This is a genomic window from Ectopseudomonas khazarica (assembly GCF_004521985.1).
Lineage (GTDB): Bacteria > Pseudomonadota > Gammaproteobacteria > Pseudomonadales > Pseudomonadaceae > Aquipseudomonas > Aquipseudomonas khazarica.
The window spans coordinates 387,581-411,603 of sequence record NZ_SBHZ01000001.1 but is presented as its reverse complement, the minus strand read 5'-3'; the positions used below and the strand labels follow the sequence as shown (position 1 = coordinate 411,603).

The 24,023-nt window shown below is 66.5% G+C and carries 22 protein-coding genes; 10 read left to right on the top strand and 12 right to left on the bottom strand.

The annotated features are described in order from the left end of the window. Together EPK82_RS01815 and EPK82_RS01810 are read right to left on the bottom strand one after the other, a co-directional pair. A partial coding sequence (locus tag EPK82_RS01815) for an aldehyde dehydrogenase family protein (protein WP_134675609.1) occupies nt 1–283 on the bottom strand: 283 nt, incomplete at its 3' end. Nucleotides 284–687: 404 nt separating this feature from the next. Beyond that, on the bottom strand, nt 688–2,463 hold the full coding sequence (locus tag EPK82_RS01810; protein ID WP_134675608.1) for a methanol/ethanol family PQQ-dependent dehydrogenase: 1,776 nt from the start codon (nt 2,461–2,463) through the stop codon (nt 688–690). A 205-nt stretch (nt 2,464–2,668) separates the two neighbouring features. Between EPK82_RS01810 and EPK82_RS01805 the strand changes: the two genes are divergently transcribed. Then, nucleotides 2,669–3,055, top strand: a complete 387-nt coding sequence (locus EPK82_RS01805) for a hypothetical protein (RefSeq protein WP_037057534.1) — start codon at nt 2,669–2,671, stop codon at nt 3,053–3,055. Nucleotides 3,056–3,677: 622 nt separating this feature from the next. On the opposite strand, the gene EPK82_RS01800 is transcribed toward EPK82_RS01805, so the two are convergent. The 4 genes from EPK82_RS01800 to pedF all read right to left on the bottom strand — a co-directional run bounded on the left by EPK82_RS01800 (nt 3,678) and on the right by pedF (nt 6,842). After that, on the bottom strand, nt 3,678–4,607 hold the full coding sequence (locus tag EPK82_RS01800) for a quinoprotein relay system zinc metallohydrolase 1 (protein WP_134675607.1): 930 nt from the start codon (nt 4,605–4,607) through the stop codon (nt 3,678–3,680). Between the two features lie 85 nt (nt 4,608–4,692). Further along, on the bottom strand, nt 4,693–5,442 hold the full coding sequence (locus EPK82_RS01795; protein ID WP_134675606.1) for a quinoprotein dehydrogenase-associated SoxYZ-like carrier: 750 nt from the start codon (nt 5,440–5,442) through the stop codon (nt 4,693–4,695). 16 nt (nt 5,443–5,458) lie between these two features. Continuing rightward, entirely contained in the window at nt 5,459–6,331 is an 873-nt protein-coding gene (locus EPK82_RS01790; RefSeq protein WP_134675620.1) for a substrate-binding periplasmic protein, read from the bottom strand. A gap of 91 nt (nt 6,332–6,422) precedes the next feature. Continuing rightward, nucleotides 6,423–6,842 carry a cytochrome c-550 PedF gene (gene pedF, locus EPK82_RS01785; RefSeq protein ID WP_037057218.1) on the bottom strand — a complete coding sequence of 140 codons (420 nt, stop codon included), beginning with the start codon at nt 6,840–6,842 and terminating at the stop codon, nt 6,423–6,425. A 329-nt stretch (nt 6,843–7,171) separates the two neighbouring features. On the opposite strand from pedF, the gene exaA reads away from it, so the two are divergent. Both exaA and EPK82_RS01775 read left to right on the top strand, forming a co-directional pair. Beyond that, nucleotides 7,172–9,034, top strand: a complete 1,863-nt coding sequence (gene exaA, locus EPK82_RS01780; protein ID WP_134675605.1) for a quinoprotein ethanol dehydrogenase — start codon at nt 7,172–7,174, stop codon at nt 9,032–9,034. A 188-nt stretch (nt 9,035–9,222) separates the two neighbouring features. Further along, nucleotides 9,223–9,882 (top strand): pentapeptide repeat-containing protein, encoded by a 660-nt coding sequence (locus EPK82_RS01775; protein ID WP_134675604.1) that lies wholly within the window; start codon nt 9,223–9,225, stop codon nt 9,880–9,882. A gap of 100 nt (nt 9,883–9,982) precedes the next feature. Here the strand turns inward: EPK82_RS01775 and EPK82_RS01770 are convergent, their stop codons facing one another. From EPK82_RS01770 to EPK82_RS01755, 4 genes are all read right to left on the bottom strand, one after another. Continuing rightward, complete coding sequence (locus EPK82_RS01770) at nt 9,983–10,909, bottom strand: alpha/beta fold hydrolase (RefSeq protein WP_208651077.1); 927 nt, start codon at nt 10,907–10,909, stop codon at nt 9,983–9,985. Between the two features lie 162 nt (nt 10,910–11,071). After that, entirely contained in the window at nt 11,072–11,722 is a 651-nt protein-coding gene (locus EPK82_RS01765; protein WP_134675603.1) for a response regulator transcription factor, read from the bottom strand. Then, nucleotides 11,719–12,984: a HAMP domain-containing sensor histidine kinase gene (locus EPK82_RS01760; RefSeq protein ID WP_134675602.1), complete on the bottom strand. Its 1,266-nt coding sequence runs from the start codon at nt 12,982–12,984 to the stop codon at nt 11,719–11,721. The genes EPK82_RS01765 and EPK82_RS01760 overlap by 4 nt, the downstream gene beginning before the upstream one ends. Then, on the bottom strand, nt 12,985–13,416 hold the full coding sequence (locus EPK82_RS01755) for a cupredoxin domain-containing protein (protein WP_134675601.1): 432 nt from the start codon (nt 13,414–13,416) through the stop codon (nt 12,985–12,987). It lies immediately after the preceding gene. Nucleotides 13,417–13,651: 235 nt separating this feature from the next. Between EPK82_RS01755 and EPK82_RS01750 the strand changes: the two genes are divergently transcribed. The 7 genes from EPK82_RS01750 (at nt 13,652) to EPK82_RS01720 (ending at nt 19,449) form a co-directional block, all read left to right on the top strand. Further along, entirely contained in the window at nt 13,652–14,833 is a 1,182-nt protein-coding gene (locus EPK82_RS01750) for an ABC transporter substrate-binding protein (protein ID WP_134675600.1), read from the top strand. Nucleotides 14,834–14,980: 147 nt separating this feature from the next. Further along, nucleotides 14,981–15,946 (top strand): YVTN family beta-propeller repeat protein, encoded by a 966-nt coding sequence (locus EPK82_RS01745; protein WP_134675599.1) that lies wholly within the window; start codon nt 14,981–14,983, stop codon nt 15,944–15,946. Next, the gene (locus EPK82_RS01740) at nt 15,943–16,758 is read left to right on the top strand and encodes an ABC transporter ATP-binding protein (protein ID WP_134675598.1); all 816 of its coding nucleotides are present in this window, start codon (nt 15,943–15,945) and stop codon (nt 16,756–16,758) included. Before EPK82_RS01745 ends, EPK82_RS01740 begins: the two co-directional genes overlap by 4 nt. Then, nucleotides 16,755–17,546, top strand: a complete 792-nt coding sequence (locus EPK82_RS01735; RefSeq protein ID WP_037057188.1) for an ABC transporter permease — start codon at nt 16,755–16,757, stop codon at nt 17,544–17,546. The genes EPK82_RS01740 and EPK82_RS01735 overlap by 4 nt, the downstream gene beginning before the upstream one ends. A gap of 164 nt (nt 17,547–17,710) precedes the next feature. Then, complete coding sequence (locus EPK82_RS01730) at nt 17,711–18,286, top strand: PQQ-dependent catabolism-associated CXXCW motif protein (protein WP_134675597.1); 576 nt, start codon at nt 17,711–17,713, stop codon at nt 18,284–18,286. A 23-nt stretch (nt 18,287–18,309) separates the two neighbouring features. Beyond that, complete coding sequence (locus tag EPK82_RS01725) at nt 18,310–18,975, top strand: response regulator transcription factor (protein WP_134675596.1); 666 nt, start codon at nt 18,310–18,312, stop codon at nt 18,973–18,975. 54 nt (nt 18,976–19,029) lie between these two features. Further along, nucleotides 19,030–19,449, top strand: coding sequence for a GNAT family acetyltransferase (locus tag EPK82_RS01720; protein ID WP_134675595.1), 420 nt, complete (start codon nt 19,030–19,032; stop codon nt 19,447–19,449). Between the two features lie 608 nt (nt 19,450–20,057). Here the strand turns inward: EPK82_RS01720 and nahK are convergent. Then, nucleotides 20,058–22,700, bottom strand: coding sequence for a hybrid sensor histidine kinase/response regulator NahK/ErcS' (gene nahK, locus EPK82_RS01715; protein WP_167494317.1), 2,643 nt, complete (start codon nt 22,698–22,700; stop codon nt 20,058–20,060). Beyond that, complete coding sequence (gene nosP / locus EPK82_RS01710) at nt 22,630–23,793, bottom strand: nitric oxide-sensing protein NosP (protein ID WP_134675593.1); 1,164 nt, start codon at nt 23,791–23,793, stop codon at nt 22,630–22,632. The genes nahK and nosP overlap by 71 nt, the downstream gene beginning before the upstream one ends. Nucleotides 23,794–24,023 lie beyond the last annotated feature (230 nt).

Genomic DNA, 24,023 nt, shown 5'->3' with positions numbered 1-24,023 from the left:
GGTTGGCTTCGATGCGGTCGGCGATCTTCAGCAGGATGTGCGAACGCTCCTGCACGCTGGTGCGGCCCCAGGCGTCGGCGGCGGCATGGGCGGCGTCCAGCGCCTTGTCGATGTCGGCGGCGTTGGAGCGGGGGAATTCGGCGATCACCGAGCCGTCGACCGGGCTGGTGTTGCTGAAGTACTGGCCGCTGAGCGGGGCGACGAATTCACCACCGATGTAGTTGCCGTAGCGCGGCTTGAGGGTAACGACGGCGCCTGCTGTACCCGGTTTCGCGTAAATCATGATGCTGACCTCTCTTGTTGTCGGAGCCCGCTCCCGGTAGTTGGAACGAGTCATGGTTCGATCTTAGGAAGCCCCCCGGAACCTCGGTATGCGCCCATGGCACAGATCGCCTAGTCATTTGGTAGTAGAGCGGCAAGCTCTCTGGCATGGGCCTTTGGCAGCGAGGCGCGAGACTGCGGAAGCTAAAGGCTAGACCCGTTCGCTGCGTCTTGCGTTCCCGCAGGCGAAAATTCGCCCGTGGCATTTCGCAGCAGCCTGGTGCGCTTTGGCGCGCCCCGGAAACGCCGATGGCCGAACAGGGTCCGGCCATCGGCTTCGGGTTGTCAGGAAATCCAGCGCTGCCAGTGATCAGCCCCCTCTCCCGGCAATGAGCGAGGGGGACCGATGACCTGGCCGCTCTGCGATCAGTGCTTGGCCACCAGCTCCTTCGGCAGCTTGAAGGTCCACAGCATGCCGCCCTGATTGAGGTGCTTGATACGCTTGGCCACCTCGCCACCCCACAGCGGCACCGCACCGCCCCAGCCGGACAGCACGGAGACGTACTGCTCGCCATCCATCTCCCAGGTCACCGGCGAGCCGATCACCCCGGAGCCGGTCTGGAATTCCCAGACCTTCTCACCGGTCCTGGCATTGAAGGCCTGCAGGTAGCCCTCCGGGTTGCCGGTGAACACCAGGTTGCCCTTGGTGGTCAGCACTCCGCCCCACAGCGGCGCGTAGTTGGTCTGGCGCCAGACCTCCTTGCCGCTCTTCGGATCGATGGCGCGCAGCACGCCGATATAGTCCTCGTTGAGCGGCTTGATGGTGAAACCGGCACCGAGATAGGCCGCGCCCTTCTTGTAGGCGATGTCCTCGTTCCAGATGTCCATGCCCCACTCGTTGGACGGCACGTAGAACAGCCCGGTGTCGCGGTTGTAGGCCATGGGCATCCAGTTCTTCGCGCCGAGGAAGGCCGGCGCCGAGAATACGCTGCTGCCCTTCTCCTTGGCGCTCGGCGAGCCCGGACGGTTGCTGTCGTCGTAGATCGGCCGGCCATTCTTGTCCAGGCCCTTGGCCCAGGTGATCTTGTCGACGAAGGGGAAACCACGGATGAACTTGCCGTTGGTACGGTCGAGCACGTAGAAGAAGCCGTTGCGGTCCGCCGTGGCCGCGGCCTTCACGGTCTTGCCGCCATCCTGGTAGTCGAAGGAGATCAGCTCGTTGACGCCGTCGAAGTCCCAGCCGTCGTGCGGAGTGGTCTGGAAGTGCCACTGGATGGTGCCGTCGTCCGGGTTCAGCGCCAGGCGCGAGGAGGAATACAGGTTGTCGCCCGGACGCAGGTGCGAGTTCCAGGGCGCCGGGTTGCCAGTGCCGAAGAACAGCAGGTTGGTGTCAGCGTCGTAGTAGCCGCCGAGCCACGGCGCGGCGCCGCCGGTCTTCCACAGGTCGCCCGGCCAGGTCTTGCCGGCCTCGCCGCCGCTGATGCCGTTCTCCACCGCCTTGCCGTCCTTGTAGACGTAGCCCATGTGGCCTTCGACGGTCGGACGGCTCCACAGCACCTGGCCGTTCTTCGGATCGTAGGCCTCGATCTTGCCGACCACACCGAATTCGCCACCGGACACGCCGGTGATCAGCTTGCCGTTGACCACCAGCGGCGCGGCGGTGATCGAGTAACCGGCCTTGTGGTCGGCCACGCGCTTGCTCCAGACCACCTTGCCGGTGTCCTTGTTCAGGGCGATCAGCTTGGCATCCAGGGTGCCGAAGATCACCAGGTCGTCGTACAGCGCCACGCCACGGTTGATCACGTCGCAGCACGGGCGGATGTCGTCCGGCAGGCGCGCCTCGTACTGCCACAGCTCACGGCCCGTGCGCGCATCGACGGCGAACACCCGCGAGTAGGACGCGGTGACGTACATCACGCCGTCCTTGATCATCGGCTGCGCCTGCTGGCCACGCTGCTTCTCGCCGCCGAAGGACATGGTCCACACCGGGCGCAGCTCCTTGACGTTCTGCTCGTTGAGGATGTTCAGCGGGCTGTAGCGCTGGCCCTGCAGGCCGAGGCCATTGGTGACGATCTCGTCGGTGGTGGTGGCGTCCTTGAGAATCTCGGCGTCGGTGACCGCCAGCGCGGCGGCGGACGGCATCAGCATCGCTGCACACAGCGCGGTGAGGAGGAAGGGCTGGCGAAGACCGGTACGTTTCATTGCGGCTACCTCTGCGGGTTCATTGTTATTGCCGGGAAATTTTCCCGGTCTGCCGCAAATTCTTGGCCCGACCCGGCGCCCCAACAATTGCACCCCCAGCCGATTTTCCTCGTTCCTTGGTAGCAATACCTGCATCGGCGCGATTGCAGTGGTAATCGCTTTGCCCGACACTTGGCCGCCCCGCCCCCATCGACCGGAGACACCCGTGCCCCATCCACGCCAGGAAATTCTCGATCATCCCGATGCGCTGGACTGCACGGTCTATCGCCCCGACGAGCAGGACCCGGATGCCGAAGAGCAGGACCTGGGCGACGGCAAGGTGCTGCTCACCGGCTCCTTCGAGCCACCGACCGACTGGGACGCACACCAGCGCGAGGACTACTTCGGCGAGGAAGACCCGCTGCACTTCGTCACCGCCCATATCGAGTGCCTGGCCAAGCCGGCCACCAAGGCCTTCTTCATGGTCGAGAGTGGCGACTACGTCGCCGTGCAGGTCAGTCTCAGCGAAGTGGTGATGTACTACGTCTACGACCACGAAGAAACCGAGCACGGCCGTCACTACGTACTGATTCGCGACGACGAAGAGCTCTGATTGCTGATCGGCGGCGACGCCCTGGCGCGCGGGTCGCGGCTGAAGCCCCTCCCACAGAGGCAACCTGTGACCCTGGTCAGATCAGCCGTAGCCCGGATGAAATCCGGGAAACCATGCCCACACCCCCGGATTTCATCTGGGTTACCTGACCGTGGGAGGCGCTTCAGCGGCGACGCCCTGGCGCGCGGGTCGCGGCTGAAGCCCCTCCCACAGAGGCAACCTGTGACCCTGATCAGATCAGCCCGTAGCCCGGATGAAATCCGGGAAACCATGCCCACACCCCCGGATTTCATCCGGGTTACCACTGACCGTGGGAGGCGCTTCAGCGGCGACGCCCTGGCGCGCGGGTCGCGGCTGAAGCCCCTCCCACAGAGGCAACCTGTGACCCTGGTCAGATCAGCCCGTAGCCCGGATGAAATCCGGGAAACCATGCCCACACCCCCGGATTTCATCCGGGTTACCTGACCGTGGGAGGCGCTTCAGCGGCGACGCCCTGGTGCGCGGGTCGCGGCTAAAGCCCCTCCCACAGAAGCGCCCCATGGCCCTGGTCAGATCAGTGCCCACGCTCCGGATTCCATCCGGGCTACGATGCGGGTACGCGTAGCGCACGGCATGCGCGCCGCTACTCCTGGCGATCCACCCGGCCCATGGCATTGCGCTCGTAGCGCGGGTAGAGGTGGCTGACACTGCGGATCAGCTCATAGCGGCTCAGGCTGACCCCGGCGAAGCGCTCGGGGATCGGCGCACGTATCAGCTCGTTCATCTCCGCGCCCTGCTCCGCCCCCTGGCGCAGCACGCCATCGAGCCACCCCAGGTAATCACGCATCTGCACGAAAGGCGCCGCATCCGTGGCCAGCGGCCCGTGGCCAGGCACGATCTGCTTCCAGGGCAAGGCTTCGAGGCGGTCCAGGTCGGCCAGCCATACGTCCAGCCCCGGGCTGTTCGGCGTGGTCAGCGCCCGCTGGTAGAACAGCAGATCGCCGGCGAACAGCACGCCGCTGCGCTCATCGAGAATCGCCAGGTCGGCGCCGGTGTGCCCATGCAGCGCCAGCAGGCGCAGACGCCGCCCGCCGATTTCCAGCTCGCCTTCCTCCAGCGCCTCGCTGGGCAACACCACCTCGGTACCCCGCATCCAGTCACCGACCAGGCGATACATGTTCTCCGCCATGGCGTCGCCCTGTTCGGCCAGCAGGCGGGTGGTACCCGGCAACGCGGCGATGGGCACGTCGCTGAAGGCCTGGTTGCCCAACACGTGATCCGGGTGGTGATGAGTGAGCAGCACGCGCAGCAGCGGCTTGCCGGTCACCTGTTCGATACGCTGGCGCAACGCCTCGCCGTAGCGACGCGAGGGCCCGGTATCGATCACCACCACGCCAGCGGCGGTCTCGATGAAGCCGACGTTGACGATGTTGCCGCCATTCTCCGCGGCGAAGTTGTCGGTGCTGCCCTCCACCAGCCAGACGCCCTCGGCGATCTGTCGCGGCTGCAGCTGATAGTCGAGCGCCTGCGCCAGGCCGGCGAGCAGACAGGTCAGCAATAGTATCCAGCGCATGGAAGCCCCCTGGAGAGCACCTCAGGAACCATCTGCGGTTCTGGACGTGCCCCAAAATGGTTGTGCATGTGGCAAGCCGCCGTGCTCAGAACGCCGCCTGGAACTCGTTGCCGTTGTTGTCGCGCAGCCACAGTTCGGCAGGCTGGTCACCGCGCAGGTCGAAGGTCAGCGTCGGGTTCTCGCTGACCGCCGGAAACAACTCGAGGCGCCCGAGTACCTGGCCATCGGCGCTGCGCAGTTCGGCCTGCTCGATGTAGAACTCCGGGATGCCGCCGACCAGGCCGTTATCCATCGGGTGCGAGACCTGCAGGCGCAGGCGGCTGTCCTCGCCACGCACGAAGCGCTTGCCCAGCACCTGGCCGAGGCGCTCCTCCCAGCCGGCTTCGGCACGCACCACGCTAGGCGCCGTGCAGCCCCCGCCAGCGGCTTCGATACGGGCCGAGCCGACATGCCAGACGCCATCCTCGGTGAGCACCGCCGCGCGGATCGGCGTGGCCTGCTCGACGCGGATACGAATGGCCAGGCTCGGTTCCAGTTGCTTGCCGGGGCTGAAGTCGAGAATGCGCGGGATAGGGTTGAGCTCGGCCCAGGCCAGGATGCGCCTGACCTTGCCGCGGTAGGCGCTGGCGTCGATGCGGATCGGCACCTGGCGGGCATCCTCGGCGAACGGCGGCACCTCGAGGCGTATCCGCTCGTCGAAGACGAAGGGCTGCCCCGCGAGCAGGCGCTGATGGTAGTAGTCCCACATCACCGAGGTGACCGGATCGGGCGCAGCCGCCCGCACCTCCCAGGCCCAGGCGAACAGGGCCAGCATCACCAGGCTACGCCAATCCATCGTCCACCTCCGCCCGTCATTGATAGGATTCAGGCTTCTCGTAACGCAGACCGTAACGCGCATACAGGCGCTCGACCGAGCCATCGAGAATCAGCTTCTCCAGTTGTTCTTCCAGGGCGTAGGCCAGCTGCCGGTTGCTCTCATGCACCGCCATGCCGACGTCCCAGATCTGCCGTCCCATGTCCGGGTAGGCGTTGTCTGCCAGCGCCAGTTGCGCATCGCCCGCCTCATGCAGCAGCCAGTCCACTTCGCCACGCAGGGCCATCACCGCATCCACCTCACCAGCGCGCATGGCGGCGAACGCCTGGCTCGGCGATGGATAGTGACGCGCCTGCGAGCGCAGCAGGCCATCGCGCACCGAGCTGAGGTAGAACGACGGCACACTGTCCACTTCCACGCCCACGGGATGGTTCTGCAGCGCATTGATGCTCGGCACCTCGGCCAGGCGGCGCCGGTCGTAGGCGAGCTGCCAGCGTTCGCGCTGATAGTGACCGAACATCACCACGCGCTCGTTGACCAGCTCACCCAGCTCGTTGCGCAGCTGCGCGAACTCGCGGTCATAGGGCACGCGCATCATCAGGTCGGCCAGCTGCCCCTGCGCGGTGACCCGGCCACGCCAGATGTAATCGCGCAGGTCGTCGTCGAGCTTCTCCCCTGGCGGCGCCCAGATCACCTGCAGCTTCAGGCCCAGGCCCTCGGCCAATGCCTTGACCAGCTCGGAGTCGACGCCACGCGGCTGGCCGTCCTGCTCGAAGCTGTAGGGCGGAAAGTTCTGGTACAGCGCGACCCGCAGCACGCCCTCCTCCTGGATGCGGTCGTAGTCGCGCACCTGCGCCTGGGCCGCCCCCAGTGACAGCAGCAGGCCGCACAGGAGGATCAGCCGGCGCACGCCCACCGCGATCATGCCGGCATCGCCGCGTGCATGAGTGAGTCGCGCCGCAGCGCGCGAGGCCGAGTGCAGGAGATCGATCATCCGCCTCTCACTCCTCGACGTGCACGCTCTCCAGGTAGCTGCGCACTGCCCACAGCGCCTCCTGGCTGAGGTAGTCGGCCATCTTCGGCATGTACACGCGGCCATCGCGCACCGCACCGTTGATCACGCGCTCCTTGAACCACTCGTCACCCGTGGCACCCAGCTCCAGCAGACGCAGGTCCGGGGCGATGCCACCGGACTTGGCTTCCAGGCCATGGCACGCGGCGCAGTTCTGGTTGTACGCCGAGGAGCCGATCTCGATCGCCCGCGGGTTATCGCGATAGGGGTTTTCATCCAGCCATTCCTCACCCAGCGGCTCCAGTCCGTCGGTATTGACCGCCTGCGGGACCACATCGCCATGCGCCCAGAGGTTGGTCGATGCGGCGAGCAACAGCAGCGCCAGGGTGGAGTGGATCTTCTTGTTCATGGCTAGGACCTCATCTAATGCACGCAAGACAGCCCGTTCAGAGCTCGTGGCGACCATCTTAGAAAGGCCGCGCAGAGCATCGAATGCTGCTTTGGTGGTCGCGTCCTAGTCCCTTGGTAGTAGGGCTTGGGTGGGGGTTCTGCCAGTGCCTTGGCAGCAAGGCCAAGTCATGTGCCGGCCGGGAAATCCTCCCGGCAAAGGCGGGAGTTTTTCCGTAGGCGCGCAGGTGGCCGGGTTCCACCATCGGCTTGCCTCTGCAGGGCATCTCCAGAACCGCATTCTTGCGGTGCCACTGCGGCGACCTACCACCTCAAATGGGAAGCACAACGATGACAACAACAAACCTACCCAGCACCCCACGCCCCCTGGCGCTTGCCCTGATGCTGGCGGGTGGCCTGGCGCTGAGCCAGGCTGCACTGGCCAAGCCGGTCACCTGGGACGACATCGCCAACGACCACAGCACCACCAGCAATGTGCTGCAGTACGGCATGGGCACCAACGCCCAGCGCTGGAGCCCGCTGGCCCGGGTGAACGCCGACAACGTGTTCAAGCTGACCCCGGCCTGGAGCTACTCCTTCGGTGACGAGAAGCAGCGCGGCCAGGAGTCCCAGGCCATCATCCACGACGGCGTGGTCTACGTGACCGGCTCCTACTCGCGGGTATTCGCCCTGGACGCCAAGACCGGCAAGCGCCTGTGGACCTACAGCCACCGCCTGCCCGACGACATCCGCCCGTGCTGCGACGTGGTCAACCGTGGCGCCGCCATCTATGGCGACAAGATCTACTTCGGCACCCTCGACGCGCGCGTCGTGGCGCTGAACAAGGACACCGGCAAGGTGGTGTGGAACAAGAAGTTCGGCGATCACTCCGCCGGCTACACCATGACCGGCGCCCCGACCCTCGTGAAGGACCAGAAGACCGGCAAGGTACTGCTGATCCACGGCAGCTCCGGTGACGAGTTCGGCGTGGTCGGCCGCCTGTTCGCCCGCGACCCCGACAGCGGCGAGGAAGTCTGGATGCGCCCGTTCGTCGAAGGCCACATGGGCCGTCTCAATGGCCAGGACAGCACCCCGACCGGCGACGTGAAAGCCCCCAGCTGGCCGGATGACCCCAACCACCCGACCGGCAAGAAGGCAGCCTGGAGCCAGGGTGGCGGCGCGCCGTGGCAGAGCGCCAGTTTCGATGCCGAAACCAACACCATCATCATCGGCGCCGGCAACCCGGCACCGTGGAACGGCTGGGCACGCACCAGCGACGGCGGCAACCCGCACGACTACGACAGCCTGTACACCTCCGGCCAGGTCGGCGTCGACCCCACCACCGGTGAGGTGAAGTGGTTCTACCAGCACACGCCGAACGATGCCTGGGACTTCTCCGGCAACAACGAACTGGTGCTGTTCGACTACAAGGACAAGGACGGCAAGGTCACCAAGGCCACCGCGCACGCCGACCGCAACGGCTTCTTCTACGTGGTCGACCGCGCCAACGGCAAGCTGAAGAACGCCTTCCCCTTCGTCGACAAGATCACCTGGGCCAGCCACATCGACCTGAAGACCGGGCGCCCGGTGGAGAACGAAGGCCAGCGTCCGCCCAAGCCGAAAGCCGGCGAAACCAAGGGTGCCGTGGTCGAGGTCTCGCCCCCCTTCCTCGGCGGCAAGAACTGGAACCCCATGGCCTACAGCCAGGACACCGGCCTGTTCTACGTGCCGGCCAACCACTGGAAGGAGGACTACTGGGCCGAGGAAGCGCACTACAAGAAGGGCTCCGCCTACCTGGGCATGGGCTTCCGCATCAAGCGCCTGTATGACGATCACGTCGGCATCCTGCGCGCCATGAACCCGACCACCGGCAAGGTCGCCTGGGAACACAAGGAGCGCCTGCCGCTGTGGGCTGGCGTGCTCGCGACCAGGGGCAACCTGGTGTTCACCGGTACCGGCGACGGCTACTTCAAGGCCTTCGACGCCAAGAACGGCAAGGAGCTGTGGAAGTTCCAGGTCGGCACCGGGATCATCTCCCCGCCCATCACCTGGGAGCAGGACGGCGAGCAATACATCGGCGTGACTGCCGGCTACGGCGGCGCGGTTCCGCTGTGGGGTGGCGATATGGCCGAGCTGACCAAGCCGGTGGCCCAGGGCGGCTCCTTCTGGGTGTTCAAGCTGCCCAGCTGGGACAAGGCCAGCGCCCAACGCTGATGGCAACAGGCCTGGCGTCCTTCGCGGTGCGCCAGGCCCTTACTCGCAGGAGTGGCTGGGCGGCATTGCGATTCAGCGCCTTGCCTGGGGTTCGCTCCGCTCCACCCAGACTACACACCAGGCGCACCGCCTGTGGGAGGGGCTTTAGCCGCGACCGCCTCCCCCATCAATTCACCCGAGGACCCGCCATGAACCACCTGCCCCTGCTCGTCCCAGCCCTGCTGCTGGTGCTCGGCAGCCACGCCATCGGCGCCGAGAACGAAAGCGACGGCGTGCCACTGATCAACGGCTGCCGCATCGAACCCGAGAGCAAATGCCCCAACGCCAACCTGCGCGGGGCCGACCTACGCAACCTGGACATGCGCCACATGGATCTCTCCGGTGCCGACCTGTCCGGCGCGGACCTGCGCCACGTCAACCTCGACCTGGCCAATCTGGAAAAAGCCACGCTGCGCGGCGCCAACCTCAACCGCGCCAGCCTGCAGCAGAGCAACCTGCGTCTGGCCGACCTCTCCGGCGCCAGCCTGGTGGCCATCGGCGGCTGGGGCCTGTTCGCCCAGGCCGCGCAATTCGAAGGCGCCGACATGCGCGCCGCCAACCTGGAGTTCGCCCGTCTTTCCGGGGCCAAGCTGCACGACGTGCAACTGCAGGCGGCCAACCTGGAAATGACCTGGCTGAGCAAGGCCGACCTCAAGGGCGCGCACCTCGAGGATGCCAACCTGCAGGAGGTGAAGCTCGGCGGCTCCAACCTGGAGAATGCCAACCTCAGCGGCGCACGGGTGCGCTTCGGCAACTTCCAGGGCGCCAACATGCCGGGGTGCGTGGCCTGCCCGAAAGGCTGGGATTGAGGCATGACACGATGCCCGGCCAAGGTGGACAAGCTTCGCGTTGTCCACCCTACCCATTACGTGGGGTGGATGACGCTTTCTTCATCCACCGCTGGCCAGGCTAGTTCCAGGCGACTCGCTGCTGGCCGAGCCAGCCCCGGACGGACGCGATCACCGCGTCGGTGCGGCTCTCGCCGGCGTCGTCCCTGAACTTGTGGTCGACATTCTCGACCAGCAGGAAATCGACGTTACTCTTGCCCTCGCGCAGCTGCTCCGCCTGCTCGCGCGCCAGGCCAGGCGACACGCTTTCGTCGCGCTCCGCCTGGACGATCAGCAACGGCGCCTCGACCTGCTGCAAGGTGGCGCGCTGGTCGAGGCTGAACATGCTCTTCCACCAGCGAAAACCGTGGCCACTCATCCGCAGGTCCATCGTCTCGGCATTCATCACGCTGTCCCGGAACCCCAGGAACCCGGCCCTGGCCTCGTCGAGTGCCGCCGGGGGAAGCTCGCGAGCCATGCTGTACAGAACGTCGTCGTGAAAGAACCGGCCACCCCCGTTGAGGGTCACCAGCGCGCTGACGTCCTCGCGCCGAGAAGCGACCAGCGCCGCCACCACCGCGCCTTCACTGCCCCCCAGCAGCACCAGCTGCTCATAGCCGTACTGCCCGGCCAGGGCGTCGATCACCTGCAGGTAGTCACGGGCTCTCTGCTCCGGCGAATCATGGCTGAAATACGACTCGGGGCAGTCGGGGCTGTCCCCCGCCGGGTTCCAGGCAGTCGCGCGGGTGAGCCCGTATTTCTCCACCGTCAGGACATCGGCCCCCTCAAGCAAGGTGGAGAACTGCTCGTTGATGACCGGGTTGTGCGCCACGCTGTTGCAGTCCGAGCCCTGCATCAGCACCAGCAAGGTCCGACTGCCGTTGCCATCCAGGTAGTAGGTGATGGATGAACCATCCTGGCGCGGCAACGCAGCGCTCCCGGCTGCAGAAGCGCCGCCGCTCGCCGCCAACGCCAGCATGCAGAGTGCGACAGGTATCCCTTTGTTCATGGCTATCTCCCTGATTGTCGAGCGCGCCTCGTGCCATCACGGCCGGACCGGGGTCCGCCGCGTTGCAGCAGACGAGGCCTGCTGAGCCTGCCGCGGAATCTACACCGGATCGCTGCCTCGTGCCGAGCCGATCGATTGCACGGGATTTCCGCTGGAGCGATCTCAGGCGCTCTCCATGCCCACCCGCACCACCCCACTGTCGATGGCCAGGTGCACCAGTTCGGCCTGCGAGCCGATCTGCAGCTTGTTCTTCACCAGGGTCTGGTAGTTGGACAGGGTCTTGGCGCTGATGCACAGCTTCTCGGCGATCTGCCGAGGCGGCAGGCCACGGGCGAGCATGACGAAGATCTCGAACTCGCGCTGGGTCAGTTCGCGCAGGCGCGGGTCGATCCCGCCTGCGCTGGCCGGGTTGCAGGCCAGCTGGGTGGCCAGTTGCTGCTCGATGTAGGCGTGGCCGGCGGCGGTGCGCCGGACCGCCTCCACCAGCACGTCCGGCGACGAGTTCTTGGTCAGGTAGCCGATGGCGCCGGCATCCAGCGCCTGGCGCACCAGAGGCAGCTCGTCATGCATGCTGAAGAACAGGACGCGCAGCTGCGGCAGGCGCTGGCGCAGGCGCCGGGTGGTTTCCAGGCCGCTGATGCCAGGCAGGCCGATGTCCATGATCACCAGGTTCGGGATCTCCTCCTGCACGCGCTGCAAGGCCTGCTCGCCATCGCAGGCCTCGCGCAGCTGCACCTCCGGCAACAGGGCGCGCAACAGGCTGGCGTAGCCCTGGCGCACCACGGCATGGTCGTCCACCAGCAGCACTTTCATCGCCTCGCCTCCAGGGGAATCTTCAGGCACACCGCCCAGCCTGCCTGCGGCCGGCTGTACAGGCGCAGTTCGGCACCGAGGCTGCGGCTGCGTTCACGCATCGAACGCAGGCCGATGCCGGGGCGCAATGGCAACGTGGTGCCACGGCCATCGTCGCGGACCAGCAGGCGCAAGCCCTGGCCGCGTCGTTGCAGGCGAATGCGCACTTCGCTGGCCTCGGCGTGCCGGGCGACGTTGGTCAGCGCCTCCTGCACCAGGCGATACAGATGCGCCTTGCTCGCCAGCGGCAGGCTGGGCAGGTGCGCGCCCAGCATCAACCGGCAGCGGATGCCGTGCGCCTGCTGCCAGTCGACGGCCAGTTGCTGCAGCGCCACGCCAAGTTCCATGCGCTCCAGCACCACCGGATAGAGATCGCGGATCAGGCTGCGAAAGCCCTGCTGCAGGCGCTCGCAGTTGCCGTCCAGCAGGCGCGCGGTGTCCTGCACCTGCAAGGGCCGGTCGGCAACCACCTTGAGCAGGCAGGCCTGGGCGCGGATCCCGCTGAGGTACTGGCCCAGGTCATCGTGCAGGGTCTGGCCGAGACGGGCGCGCTCGCGCTCCTGCAACTCCAGCAGCGCCTGGGTCAGCTCGGCGTTGTCCGCCTGGACCTGCTGCAGGGTGGTCGCCATATCGTTGAAGTGCCCGGCCAGACGCTGCGCCTCGGCCATGCCGTGGCTCTGCAGGCGGGTGTCGAAATGGCCGGCGCCGACCTCTCGCAGGCCGGTGAACAGCTCGTCCAGTACGCGCAGGCCACGGCGCACGGCGAAGCGGATGCTGAGCAGGCAGAGGATCAGGGCGAAGGTGCTGAGCAGCAGCAGTTGCAGCAGCGAATCGTAGATTTCCTCGATCTCGTCGTAGGGATCGAGGGCGATACGCAGCCGGCGCCCATCGGCCAGCGGCCAGCTGTCGGCCAGCAGCAGTGCCGAGCCCAGCAGACGCTCGGCGATCCAGTGCTCGACCAGGTTCTCGCTCTGCTGCCTGGGCCGCTCGCCGGGCTGCAGCCAGCTCACGCGGATATGCCGCAGGTTCTCGGTCAGCTCGGGGCGCAGGCTGTCGGGGTTGCTGCGCGCCACCTCGCCCAGGTACTCCAGCACCGCCTCGGCGGCCTGCAGCTCGCGCTGCACGTCATGGCTGGCCTGACGCAGCAGCAGCGCCAGGCCGGCCAGGGTCACCAGCATGAACAGCAGGCTGACGCACAGGTTGATGCGGCCGAGCGCAGTCATCTACTTGATCACGAAATGCCCGAGCATGCCCTTGCCTTCCAGGCCCTTGGCATAGAAGCGGAACTTGCCCGGCTTGACCGGCACGAAGAAGATCTCCGCCTCGCCGGCGTCCTCGAACTCCAGCTCGGTCAGGGTCACCGCCTTGACCTCGACGCCACCGGCCTCGACCTTGCGCAGGTAGATGGACGTGGCGAACTCCGGTGCTTGGAAGGCGTATTCCTTCTGCCCGTTGGAGACGATCCGCAGCTGGTAGGCCTGGCCCGTCTCCAGCTGGTATTCGTTCTGCGACATGAAGTAGTCGCTGTCATCGTTGCCCAGCACCAGGTCAGGCAGCGCCACCGGGCGGCGAGTCAGATCACCGGCGGCGTGCAGCTGGTCGACACCGAGCAGGCTGATGATCAGCAGCAGGGGCAGGGCTTTGAAGGTTCGCATGGCAGGCACCGTTATTGTTATGGGTCGTTGCCCGCCATGCTAAGAAGCAATGGCCCGCACCGTTCTACTACCTTGGTAGCGGGCGCCTGCTACTTTGGCCAGGTTTCCCGCGCATGGCCGGTGCGGACTGGCGTGACGAACTACGACCTTCGTACGTGTACGTCGCTACCTTGGGCATATATCCCGCGACGGCGACGCTTCCTATGCTGGCGACATCCTCTGCCGGAGTCGCCCCATGCACCGCATCAGTTGCCGCCTGCTGTTCTGCCTCGCCGCCCTCTGCGGCTCGCTGAGCGCCGTCGCAGCGGACGCGCTGCAGGTGCGCATCGGCTACCTGGCGTACCAGCCTCCACGCGGCCCGTTGCTGTCCAACGTGATCCCCGAACCGAGCGATGCGGGGCGCCGTGGCGCCGAACTGGCGATCATCGACAGCAACAGCACCGGCCGCTTCCTCAAGCAGCACTTCGAACTGCAAAGCGCCGAGCTCGACACGGCGCAGGCGCTGCTCGCCACCGCCGAACAGCAGCACCAGGCCGGCATTCGCCTGTTCGTGGTCAACGCCCCCGCCGACACCCTGCGCCAGCTCAGCCAGCGCCTGCCGGACAGCCTGCTGCTCAATGCCGGCAGCGCCGATGACAGGCTGCGCCGCGAGCAATGTCTCGGCAATGTGCTGCACACCCTGCCCAGTCGCGCCATGCTCGCCGACGCCCTGGCGCAGTTTCTCGCCGTGCGCAAATGGACGCGCTGGCTGCTGGTGACCGGCAGCAGCGAAGACGACCTCGCCTACGCCGCTGCGCTCAGGCGCGCCGCCAAGCGCTTCGGCCACCGCATCGTCGCCGAGAAGCCGTGGAGCTTCGACAACGACCAGCGGCGCAGCGCCCAGGCCGACATGCCGCTGTTCACCCAGGCCACCGAGTACGACGTGGTGCTGGTGGCCGACGAGCGCGGCGACTTCGGCGAGTACCTGCCCTACAACACCTGGTACCCGCGCCCGGTGGCCGGCACCCAGGGGCTGACGCCGACCGCCTGGCACAAGACGGTGGAAACCTTCGGCGCCGCGCAGCTGCAGAAGCGCTTCGAGGCGCTGGCCGGGCGCTGGATGAACGACCGCGATTTCGCCGCCTGGATGGCCGTGCGCAGCATCGCCGCCGCCGTGACCAGGCTACGTGCCAGCGAGCCCGGGGCCATCCGCCGCCTGGCGCTGTCCGCCGAGCTGCCGCTGGACGGTTTCAAGGGGCGCAAGCTGAGCTTCCGCCCGTGGAACGGCGAACTGCGCCAACCGATCCCGCTGGTACACCCCCGCGCGCTGGTCAGCACCTCGCCACAGGACGGCTTCCTGCACCCGAACAACGAGATGGACAGCCTCGGCTACGACCGCCCGGAAGTGAAGTGCGATCTGGCAGGCACGCCTCTGTAGGAGCCGGCTTGCCGGCGATCATCGCCAGGTATCGCCCGCAAGCGGGCTCAGAACACCTGTGGGAGGGCTTCAACAGCAGCTGTCGCGGCTGAAGCCCTCCCACAGAAGCAGGACTCCGCCAACAACTACAACAAGAGGATCACCCCCATGCGCCTGACCCGTCTCGCCTGCGCCGTCGCCTTCGGCCTGGCCTGCCACTCGGCCCTGGCCGCCACTGCCTACGTGTCCAACGAGAAGGACGACAGCATCAGCGTGATCGACCTGGACAGCCTGGAAGTCAGCGCCACGCTGGAGGTGGGCATGCGCCCGCGCGGCTTGCTGCTGTCCTCCGACAACAGGCTGCTTTACATCTGCGCCAGCGACTCGGATCGCGTGCAGGTGATGGACCTGGCCACACGCAAGATCATCAAGGAGCTGCCCTCCGGTGCCGACCCCGAGCAGTTCGCCCTGCACCCCAACGACCGCTGGCTGTACATCTCCAACGAGGACGATGCGCTGGTCACCGTGGTCGACACCCAAAGCGACGAGGTACTGGCGCAGATCGACGTGGGCGTGGAGCCCGAAGGCATGGCCGTCAGCCCGGACGGCAAGTGGGCGGTCAACACCAGCGAGACCACCAACATGCTGCACTGGATCGACACCAGCACCCAGCAACTGGTGGACAACACCCTGGTCGACCAGCGCCCGCGCCATGTCGAGTTCGACAAGGACGGCAAGCGCCTGTGGGCCTCGGCCGAGATCGGCGGCACGGTAACGGTGCTCGACGTGGACTCGCGCCAGGTGCTCAAGGTGCTCAACTTCGCCATCAAGGGCGTGCACCCGGACAAGGTGCAACCGGTCGGGGTCAAGCTCAGCGACGATGGCAAGTACGCCTTCATCGCCCTGGGCCCGGCCAATCACGTCGCGGTCGTGGACGCCAGAAGCTACGAGATTCTCGACTACCTGCTGGTGGGCCGGCGTGTCTGGCACCTGGAGTTCACGCCGGACCAGAAGCGCCTGCTGACCACCAATGGCGTCAGTGGCGATGTCTCGGTGATCGACGTCGACAGCCTCAAGGTGACCAGGTCGATCAAGGTCGGCCGTTATCCCTGGGGCGTGGTGGTGACACCATGACGGCCCTGGCGGTGGAGGCGCTCGGCTTCGCCTACGGCGCCCGCCGTGCGCTCGACGAGCTGACCTTCGAACTGGCGCCCGGCCGCTTCGGCGCCCTGCTCGGCCCCAACGGCGCCGGCAAATCCACGCTGATCGCCCTGCTCACCCGCCTGTACGATCTGCAACAGGGCGATATCCGCATCTTCGGCCACAGCCTGCGCCACGCCCCGCGCCAGGCGCTGCGCCAGCTGGGCGTGGTGTTCCAGCAGAGCACGCTGGACCTCGACCTCTCGGTGCAGCAGAACCTCGCCTACCACGCCGCCCTGCACGGCATGCCGCGACGCGAGGCACAGACGCGCATCGAAGAGGAGCTGCTGCGCCAGGATCTCGGCGAACGCCGCCACGACAAGGTGCGCACCCTCAATGGCGGCCATCGGCGCCGGGTGGAGATCGCCCGTGCCCTGCTCCATCAGCCGCGCCTGTTGCTGCTCGACGAGGCCAGCGCCGGGCTCGACCCGGCCAGCCGCCTGGCGCTGGGCAGGCACGTGCGCAACCTGTGCCGCGAACAGGGCCTGTGCGTGCTGTGGACGACCCATCTGCTCGACGAGGTCGAGTCCTCCGACGACTTGCTGATCCTCCATCACGGCCAGCGCGTGGCCTGGGGCAAGGCCGGCCAACTGGGTGATGACCTGGCCATCAGCTTCGCCCGCCTGACCGGCGATGAAGCCCTCGGCCGTGGCCATGTGCGCGAGGCGCTGCGAGCGAACCTGGATCCCCAGGCCCGCAGGAGCGGCTTCAGCCGCGAACACCCCACCGAGGAGCCGCAAGCATGAGCGCCTACTGGCAATGCCTGCGCGGCATCGTGCTGCGCGAATGGCTGCGCTTCGTCCTGCAGCGCTCGCGTTTTCTCAGCGCCCTGGTGCGTCCGCTGCTCTGGCTGCTGGTGTTCGCCGCCGGCTTTCGTGCGGCGCTGGGCATCGCCATCATCGAGCCCTACGACACCTACATCACCTACGACACCTACATCGTGCCGGGCCTGGCCTGCATGATCCTGCTGTTCAACGGCATGCAGGGGTCGCTGTCGATGGTCTACGACCGCGAGATGGGCAGCATGCGCGTGCTGCTCACCAGCCCGCTGCCACGCGCCTTCCTGCTGGTGGCCAAGCTGCTGGCCACGGCGCTGATCTCGCTGCTGCAGGTGTACGCCTTCCTCGCCATCGCCTGGGTCTACGGCGTGCAACCACCGGCCTGGGGCCTGCTCGCCGCCCTGCCGGCGCTGCTGCTGGTCGCGCTGCTGCTCAGCGCACTGGGGCTGCTGCTGTCCAATGGCATACGCCAGCTGGAGAACTTCGCCGGGGTGATGAACTTCGTCATCTTCCCCATGTTCTTCCTGTCGTCCGCGCTCTACCCGCTGTGGAAGATGCGCGAGTCCAGCGAGTGGCTGTATTGGCTGTGCGCGTTCAACCCCTTCACACACGCCGTGGAGCTGCTGCGCAACGCCCTGTACCTGCGCCTGCAGGTGGAGGCACTGCTGATCTGCATCGGCCTGAGCCTGGTGCTGACACTGCTCGCCGTGCTCACCTTCAACCCGCAGCATGCCGCCCTGCGCAAGGCCGGCTGAACCGGCGCGCCAGCCCGAGCGGTTGGCGCCTGCCACGGGTATTCGGCCGCTGCTCCGCCAGGCCTTTCTACTACTTTGGTACTGGTTTTCCTCTCCAACGTAGAATTCCCAAGCCTGCGACCATGGCCTGTAATACCGGGACAACTATAAGTAGAGACCTTGCCATGAAGTACCGTCTGCCTTTGCGTGCAGGCCTGATGCTTGCCTCGCTGCTGCTGGTCTGCCTGGTGCAGTCCGACGAGCTGTTCGACGCAGACGGCTACCGCAGCACGCAGTACCGCAGCCCCACGCCGGAACAGCTGCAAGGCGTGCAGACGCTCGACACCCCCGCCCTGCAGCGGCTGCTGGCCGAGCAACCACGAACCACGCTGATCGACGTCTATCGACGCCCCTGGTTGCAGGGTCGCTTCATCGAGGATGCGCCCCACGCCAACCTCCCCGGCAGCCTGTGGCTGGCCAATGCCGGAGATGGCAACCTCGCGCCCCAGTGGCAGCGCTACTTCGCCCACTACCTGCAGCAGGCCAGCGGCGGCGACCAGCAGCACCCGCTGGCGTTCTACTGCCGCTCCGACTGCTGGCTGAGCTGGAACGCCGCGCGCCGCGCCCATGCCCTGGGCTACCGCCAGCTCTACTGGTACCGTGACGGCATCGACGCCTGGGAGCAGGCCGGCCTGCCCCTGGTGCCGGCACAACCTGCCGAACTGCCTGCTGCTTTCCTCACGCCCACCGCCACCCCATAATCACAACAACGAGGTGCAAGGCCATGTACAAGATTCTGATTGCCGACGACCATCCGCTGTTTCGTGAAGCCATCCATAACGTCATCGCCGACGGTTTTCCCGGTAGCGAGATCATGGAAACCGCCGACCTGGACAGCGCCCTGGAGCTGACCCAGAACCACGACGACCTGGACCTGATCCTGCTCGACCTGAACATGCCCGGCATGCACGGCCTGGGCGGGCTGATGAACCTGCGCAACGAGGCGCCGACCATTCCGGTGGTGATCGTCTCCGCCGAACAAGACAAGCAGATCGTGCTGCAGGCCATCACCTATGGCGCGGTGGGTTTCATCACCAAGTCCTCGCCACGGGCGCAGATGACCGACGCCATCGCGCAGATTCTCGACGGCAACGTCTACCTGCCGCCGGACATCATCCGCTCGCAGAAGAGCGGCAGCTCGCGCGCGCATCACGACAACCACAGCATTCCGCCGGAACTGCTGCAGGCCCTGACGCGCAAGCAGCTGCTGGTGCTCGAGCGCATGACCAAGGGCGAGTCGAACAAGCAGATCGCCTACAGCCTGGATATCGCCGAGACCACGGTGAAGGCGCATGTCTCGGCCATCCTGCGCAAGCTGGGCGTGCACAACCGGGTGCAGGCGATTCTCTCGGCCGGCGACATCGACTTCGCCTCCTACCTGCGACGCTAGCGCCAGCGTCATCCGCTTGTGCTAAAACGGCGGCCTCATTCACGGGAGTCCGCCATGCTGATCCGCCCCTTTCAACCGAGCGACGAAGCCGCCGTCGTCGACCTCTGGCAACGCTGCGACCTGACTCGCCCCTGGAACGATCCGTACAAGGACATCCAGCGCAAGCTGCAGGTGCAGCCCGAGCTGTTTCTGGTCGGCGAGATCGACGGCACCTTGGTGGCCTCGGCGATGGCCGGCTACGAAGGCCATCGTGGCTGGGTCAACTACCTGGCGGTCTGCCCGCAGCAGCGCCAGCGCGGCCTGGCGCGCCAGCTGATGGCCCATATCGAGACGCTGCTGCTGGCCATGGGCTGCCCCAAACTGAGCCTGCAGGTGCGCGACACCAACGCCGCCGCGCTGGCCTTCTACGAACGGCTTGGTTACCAGATCGATGCCTCGGTGAGCCTGGGCAAGCGCCTGATCGCGGATGACTGATCACACGCGGATCACGCTTCACCGATCCACCGCTGCGGTGGATGTAAGGAGCGACATCCACCCTACGGCTCTGCTTGTCGTAGGAGCCCGCTTGCGGGCGATCCATGCATCCGTGGCCTGATCGCCGGCAAGCCGGCTCCTACAAAGACCGTCCGATTGCGACTCACGACCTGGAAATCTGCCCGCGGAGCAGTCGCAGGGTGGATCGCGCTTCACCGATCCACCGCCGTGGTGGATGTAAAAGGCGACATCCACCCTACGGCTCTGCTTGTCGTAGGAGCCCGCTTGCGGGCGATCCATGTATCCATGGCCTGATCGCCGGCAAGCCGGCTCCTACACATACCGTCCGATTGCCACTCACGACCTGGAAATCTGCCCGCTGAGCAGTCGCAGGGGGGATCGCGCTTCACCGATCCACCGCTGCGGTGGATGTAAAAGGCGACATCCACCCTACGGCTCTGCTTGTCGTAGGAGCCCGCTTGCGGGCGATCCATGTATCCGTGGCCTGATCGCCGGCAAGCCGGCTCCTACACATACCGTCCGATTGCCACTCACGACCTGGAAATCTGCCCGCTGAGCAGGCAGCGCCCTGTGGATATGGCCCGCGTTCAAGCCCCCGCCCCGCGCTCCATCAGGTGACTCATCGCCGTCTTCAGCTTCATCGGCCGCACCGGCTTGTGCAGCAGACTGTGGCCAAGCTCGCGCATCTGCTGCTTGAGCTCGTTGCTGTAGTTGGCGGTGATCATCAGCGCCGGCAGCGGCGCGCTGCGCCTGGCGTTGATCTGCGCCACGGCATCGACGCCGTTGCGTTCGTCGTCGAGGTGGTAGTCGGCGATCAGCAGGTCGGCCTCGGCGTGGTAGTTGTCCACCTGGCGCGCCAGGTCTTCCTCGGACAGTGCGGTAACCACGCGACAGCCCCAGCCTTCGAGCAGGGTACGCATGCCGGCGCAGATCGCCGCGTCGTTATCCAGCACCCACACCCGGGCGCCGCTGAGGCGTTCGATCAGCTGATCCGGGCTGTCCTGCACGGCGCGCACGCGCGGCGCCCGGCGGGTCAGCGGCACCTCCACGGCGAACATCGAGCCACGGCCCTGCTGCGAGGCCACGCGGATGCGATGGCCGAGCATGCGCGAGATCTTGTCGACGATGGCCAGCCCCAGGCCGAGCCCGCGATCCTGCTTGCGCTGTACCGTATCGCCGCGCTTGAACTCCTGGAATATCTCGCCGAGCTTGTCCGCAGGAATGCCGATACCGCTGTCCCAGACCTCGATGGACAGGCTGTTGCCACGTCGCCGGCAGCCGAGCAGCACGCGCCCGCTGGCGGTGTAGCGAATAGCGTTACTGAGGAAGTTGCGCAGTATCCGCGCCAGCAGCTGCACGTCGCTGCGCACCAGCGCCGAGCTGGGCAGGTAATCCAGGCGCAGCCCCTCGCTGCCGGCGACCTGGCGGTACTCGGTGGCCAGGTTCTCCAGCAGCTCGCTGACGGCGAAGGGCGCGATATCCGGCTTGATCACCCCGGCATCGAGCTTGGATATGTCCACCAGCGTGCCCAGCAGGCTCTCGACATCCTCCAGCGAGTTGCTGACGTTGCGCACCAGCGGCTCGCAGCCGGAGAGATCCGGCTTCTCCAGCAGCGCGCTGGTAAACAGCCGGGCGGCGTTGAGCGGCTGCAGCAGATCATGGCTGACCGCCGCGAGGAACTTGGTCTTGGACAGGTTGGCCCGCTCCGCCTCGCCCTTGGCCTCGCGCAGGCGCGCCTCCATCTGCGTGCGCTCGTCGATCTCGCGGCGCAGCTGGTCGTTGACCGTGGTCAGCTCGGCGGTCCGTTCGCGGACACGCTGCTCCAGGTGCTGATAGGCCTGGTGCAGCGCCTCGGCGGTACGCCGACGCTCGGTGATGTCGCGGATCAGCACGAAGATCCCCACCACCTCGCCGCTGGCCAGGCGATTGGGCACGTAGGAGCGCAGCATGTAGCGCTCCTGGCCACTGTGGTTGGTCTCGGCGAACTCGAAGGTCACGCTCTCGCCGGACAGCGCCAGCTCCACGTAGGGCTCCAGGCGCTGGCAGTGCTCCTCGCTGTGCACCTCGCGCAGGCTCTGGCCGAGCATGGCGCCGCGCGGCCAGCAGTACCACTCCTCGTAGACCTTGTTGGTGAACTCGTAGACCAGATCGGCGGACAGGTAGGCGATCAGCGCCGGGACGTGGTCGGTGATCAGGCGGATCCAGCGCTCGCTCTCGCACAGCGCCTGCGCCTGCCGATGGCGCTCGGTGATATCGGTGAAGCTGTTGACGAAGCCGCCGGTGGGCAGCGGATGGGTGCGCACCTCGAGCATGCGTCCATCGAACAGGCGCACTTCCACCTGGCGCAACAGCTTGCCATTGGCGTCGCGGCTTTCCGGGGTCAGCGGCTCCAGCTCGCTCTCGGCCATGACCTCGGCGAACGGCCGGTGGGCGTTGATCGGTGCCAGGCCGCAGAGCTCGAGGAAGCGGTGATTCCACAACTCCAGCGCCCCTTCGGCATTGACCATGGCCATGCCCTGCGACAGGTTGTCGACCGCGCGCTGCAGCAGGCGGGATTTTTGCGCCAGCGCCTGCTCGCGGCGCAGCGCTTCGCTCTGTTTCACCTCGGTGATATCGGTGTAGAGGATCACCAGCCCGCCCTCACGGGTCGGCCGCTCGCTGACCTGGACCCAGCGCCCGTCCTGCAGGCGGAACAGGCTCGGCTCGCCCTCGCGGCCCAGTTGCGCTTCCACCACCAGCCCGGTGCTGCGGCTCAGGCGGCGAATCTCCTCCAGCCGCGTACCGGTGCCGATGCGCGCCCGGCTGCGTTCCCACAGGGCCTTGAAGCGGCTGTTGAACAGCACGATGCGCTGGCGATCGTCGAACAGCACGAAGGCGTCGGAAATGCTCTCGATGGCGTCGATCAGGTGCTGGTGGGCGGTCTCGGCACGCAGGCGCGCGTCACTGAGCAACTGGTTGCTCGACTTCAGTTCGGCCATCGCCTGGTTCAGCGCATCGGTGCGTTCGCGCACCTGCTCCGACAGCACCACCGAATGCTGGAACGCCGCGTAAGCGTCGTCACCCCGGGAGTGGATCGACTCCACCCGTTCGATCAGCGCCGCGTTGATGCGCCTGAGCTTGGCGTTCTCCTGCTCCAGGGCCGCACAGCGGGCCTGCAGATCAGCGCTCGCCACGCCCGACAGGTCGGCCAATGGCGACACCGGTGAAGGTCTGATTGATGTGCATGCCATTGAACTGCTCTCCGTAGGTGTTGAAGCCGATCACCCCCTGCTGACGCAGCAGCGTGGCGACCGACTCGACGCCGCCGTCGTTCTCGATTTCCAGGCGCCGCAGGAAACAGTCGCAACCGATGGTCAGCAACAGCGGCCCCAGGCGCTGTTCGAGCCCGGCGAACAGCTGCTCCAGGTTGGGCAGCAACGGGCCGGGATGCATGGCGGTGAGGACGATGCCGTTCTCCACCGCGCAGTAGAACGTCAGGCTGAGGTCGTCGTGCACCTGCTGGATGGAGCGCACGTAGTAGTGATCGCTGATGCGCACCGCCAGCGGATAGGCGGCGAACACCCGGTGATCGAGGGCATCGAGCGGAACGCCGATCAGCTCGGCGTACTCCTGCGCGGCGGGCATCGCGTTGAGTTCGTAGACCCGGCGACTGGTGCTGTCGGCACGGGTGACCACCAGCTTGTCGCCGCTGGGCTGGATGTGGTGGGTGCTGAACACCTCGAAATCCAGCCAGGTGTTGAACAGCACCACCACCGCCGCGCCACTGTGGAAGCGCCCGCCGTGATAGACGTGGGTATGCGTCAGGTGGTTGTCGTCGCCCGCCGAGCCGCCGAAGTGCGGGATGCTGCCGAGCGCTGCGCTGAGCGCGCCGAGCACCAGCTCCTCACGGCTGGACAGGCCATCGAGCAGGGTCAGGGCGAAGCTGTGGCCCTTGATCGAGGCCAGCTCGTTGCTGCGGCAGTCCTTGACCAGGCCGTCCACCAGGTGTTGCGCGTCGAGCAGGTTGAAGCGCTCCATCTCATCGATCAGCGCACTGGCGATGGAGAAGCAGCGCAGGTCGAAGCCCAGCGCCACCACGCAGCCCCGGTCGTAGCCCTGCGGGGTGATCTCGCCGGCGCTGGTGCAGCCGACCAGGCTGACGCCGCCGAAGTGCGCCTCCAGCGCCTGGCCGAGGCCGTCGAGGTCGTATTCCGCCGAGCAGAAGAACAGCACGAAGCCCAGATAGGGATGAATCAGCTGGCGCGCCAGTTCCTGGGCCGCCAGTTCCACGTCCTTCGTGCTGGATACCGCCCTGAGCACCCCTTGCGACTGTTCCAAGGCCATACCACGCCCCAATGCACCTACTGATCGAGTGGAAATTCTACGAAGCGCAGGTTGCCCGCCCCATGCTACTTGAGTACTGGATCGGGCCTTCCTAGGTAGGGTGCGCCTTGCACAGCAGCCATGCAGCCGCGACGTGGCCCGGATGAAATCCGGGATGTGCAACGGAAAACGCCCCGGATTTCATCCGGGCTACAGGGCCAGGGATATGCAGCAGCCACAGACGGCAAAAG

What these genes read in the sequence shown, in the direction of transcription:
- EPK82_RS01740 (WP_134675598.1), top strand. Translation starts at nt 15,943, where the DNA reads ATGACGGCCCTGGCGGTGGAGGCGCTCGGCTTCGCCTACGGCGCCCGC.
- EPK82_RS01750 (WP_134675600.1), top strand. Translation starts at nt 13,652, where the DNA reads ATGCACCGCATCAGTTGCCGCCTGCTGTTCTGCCTCGCCGCCCTCTGC.
- EPK82_RS01730 (WP_134675597.1), top strand. Translation starts at nt 17,711, where the DNA reads ATGAAGTACCGTCTGCCTTTGCGTGCAGGCCTGATGCTTGCCTCGCTG.
- exaA (WP_134675605.1), top strand. Translation starts at nt 7,172, where the DNA reads ATGACAACAACAAACCTACCCAGCACCCCACGCCCCCTGGCGCTTGCC.
- EPK82_RS01800 (WP_134675607.1), bottom strand. Translation starts at nt 4,607, where the DNA reads ATGCGCTGGATACTATTGCTGACCTGTCTGCTCGCCGGCCTGGCGCAG.
- EPK82_RS01775 (WP_134675604.1), top strand. Translation starts at nt 9,223, where the DNA reads ATGAACCACCTGCCCCTGCTCGTCCCAGCCCTGCTGCTGGTGCTCGGC.
- EPK82_RS01720 (WP_134675595.1), top strand. Translation starts at nt 19,030, where the DNA reads ATGCTGATCCGCCCCTTTCAACCGAGCGACGAAGCCGCCGTCGTCGAC.
- nahK (WP_167494317.1), bottom strand. Translation starts at nt 22,700, where the DNA reads ATGGCATGCACATCAATCAGACCTTCACCGGTGTCGCCATTGGCCGAC.
- EPK82_RS01765 (WP_134675603.1), bottom strand. Translation starts at nt 11,722, where the DNA reads ATGAAAGTGCTGCTGGTGGACGACCATGCCGTGGTGCGCCAGGGCTAC.
- nosP (WP_134675593.1), bottom strand. Translation starts at nt 23,793, where the DNA reads ATGGCCTTGGAACAGTCGCAAGGGGTGCTCAGGGCGGTATCCAGCACG.
- EPK82_RS01755 (WP_134675601.1), bottom strand. Translation starts at nt 13,416, where the DNA reads ATGCGAACCTTCAAAGCCCTGCCCCTGCTGCTGATCATCAGCCTGCTC.
- EPK82_RS01760 (WP_134675602.1), bottom strand. Translation starts at nt 12,984, where the DNA reads ATGACTGCGCTCGGCCGCATCAACCTGTGCGTCAGCCTGCTGTTCATG.
- EPK82_RS01725 (WP_134675596.1), top strand. Translation starts at nt 18,310, where the DNA reads ATGTACAAGATTCTGATTGCCGACGACCATCCGCTGTTTCGTGAAGCC.
- EPK82_RS01795 (WP_134675606.1), bottom strand. Translation starts at nt 5,442, where the DNA reads ATGGATTGGCGTAGCCTGGTGATGCTGGCCCTGTTCGCCTGGGCCTGG.
- EPK82_RS01810 (WP_134675608.1), bottom strand. Translation starts at nt 2,463, where the DNA reads ATGAAACGTACCGGTCTTCGCCAGCCCTTCCTCCTCACCGCGCTGTGT.
- EPK82_RS01745 (WP_134675599.1), top strand. Translation starts at nt 14,981, where the DNA reads ATGCGCCTGACCCGTCTCGCCTGCGCCGTCGCCTTCGGCCTGGCCTGC.
- pedF (WP_037057218.1), bottom strand. Translation starts at nt 6,842, where the DNA reads ATGAACAAGAAGATCCACTCCACCCTGGCGCTGCTGTTGCTCGCCGCA.
- EPK82_RS01770 (WP_208651077.1), bottom strand. Translation starts at nt 10,909, where the DNA reads ATGAACAAAGGGATACCTGTCGCACTCTGCATGCTGGCGTTGGCGGCG.
- EPK82_RS01735 (WP_037057188.1), top strand. Translation starts at nt 16,755, where the DNA reads ATGAGCGCCTACTGGCAATGCCTGCGCGGCATCGTGCTGCGCGAATGG.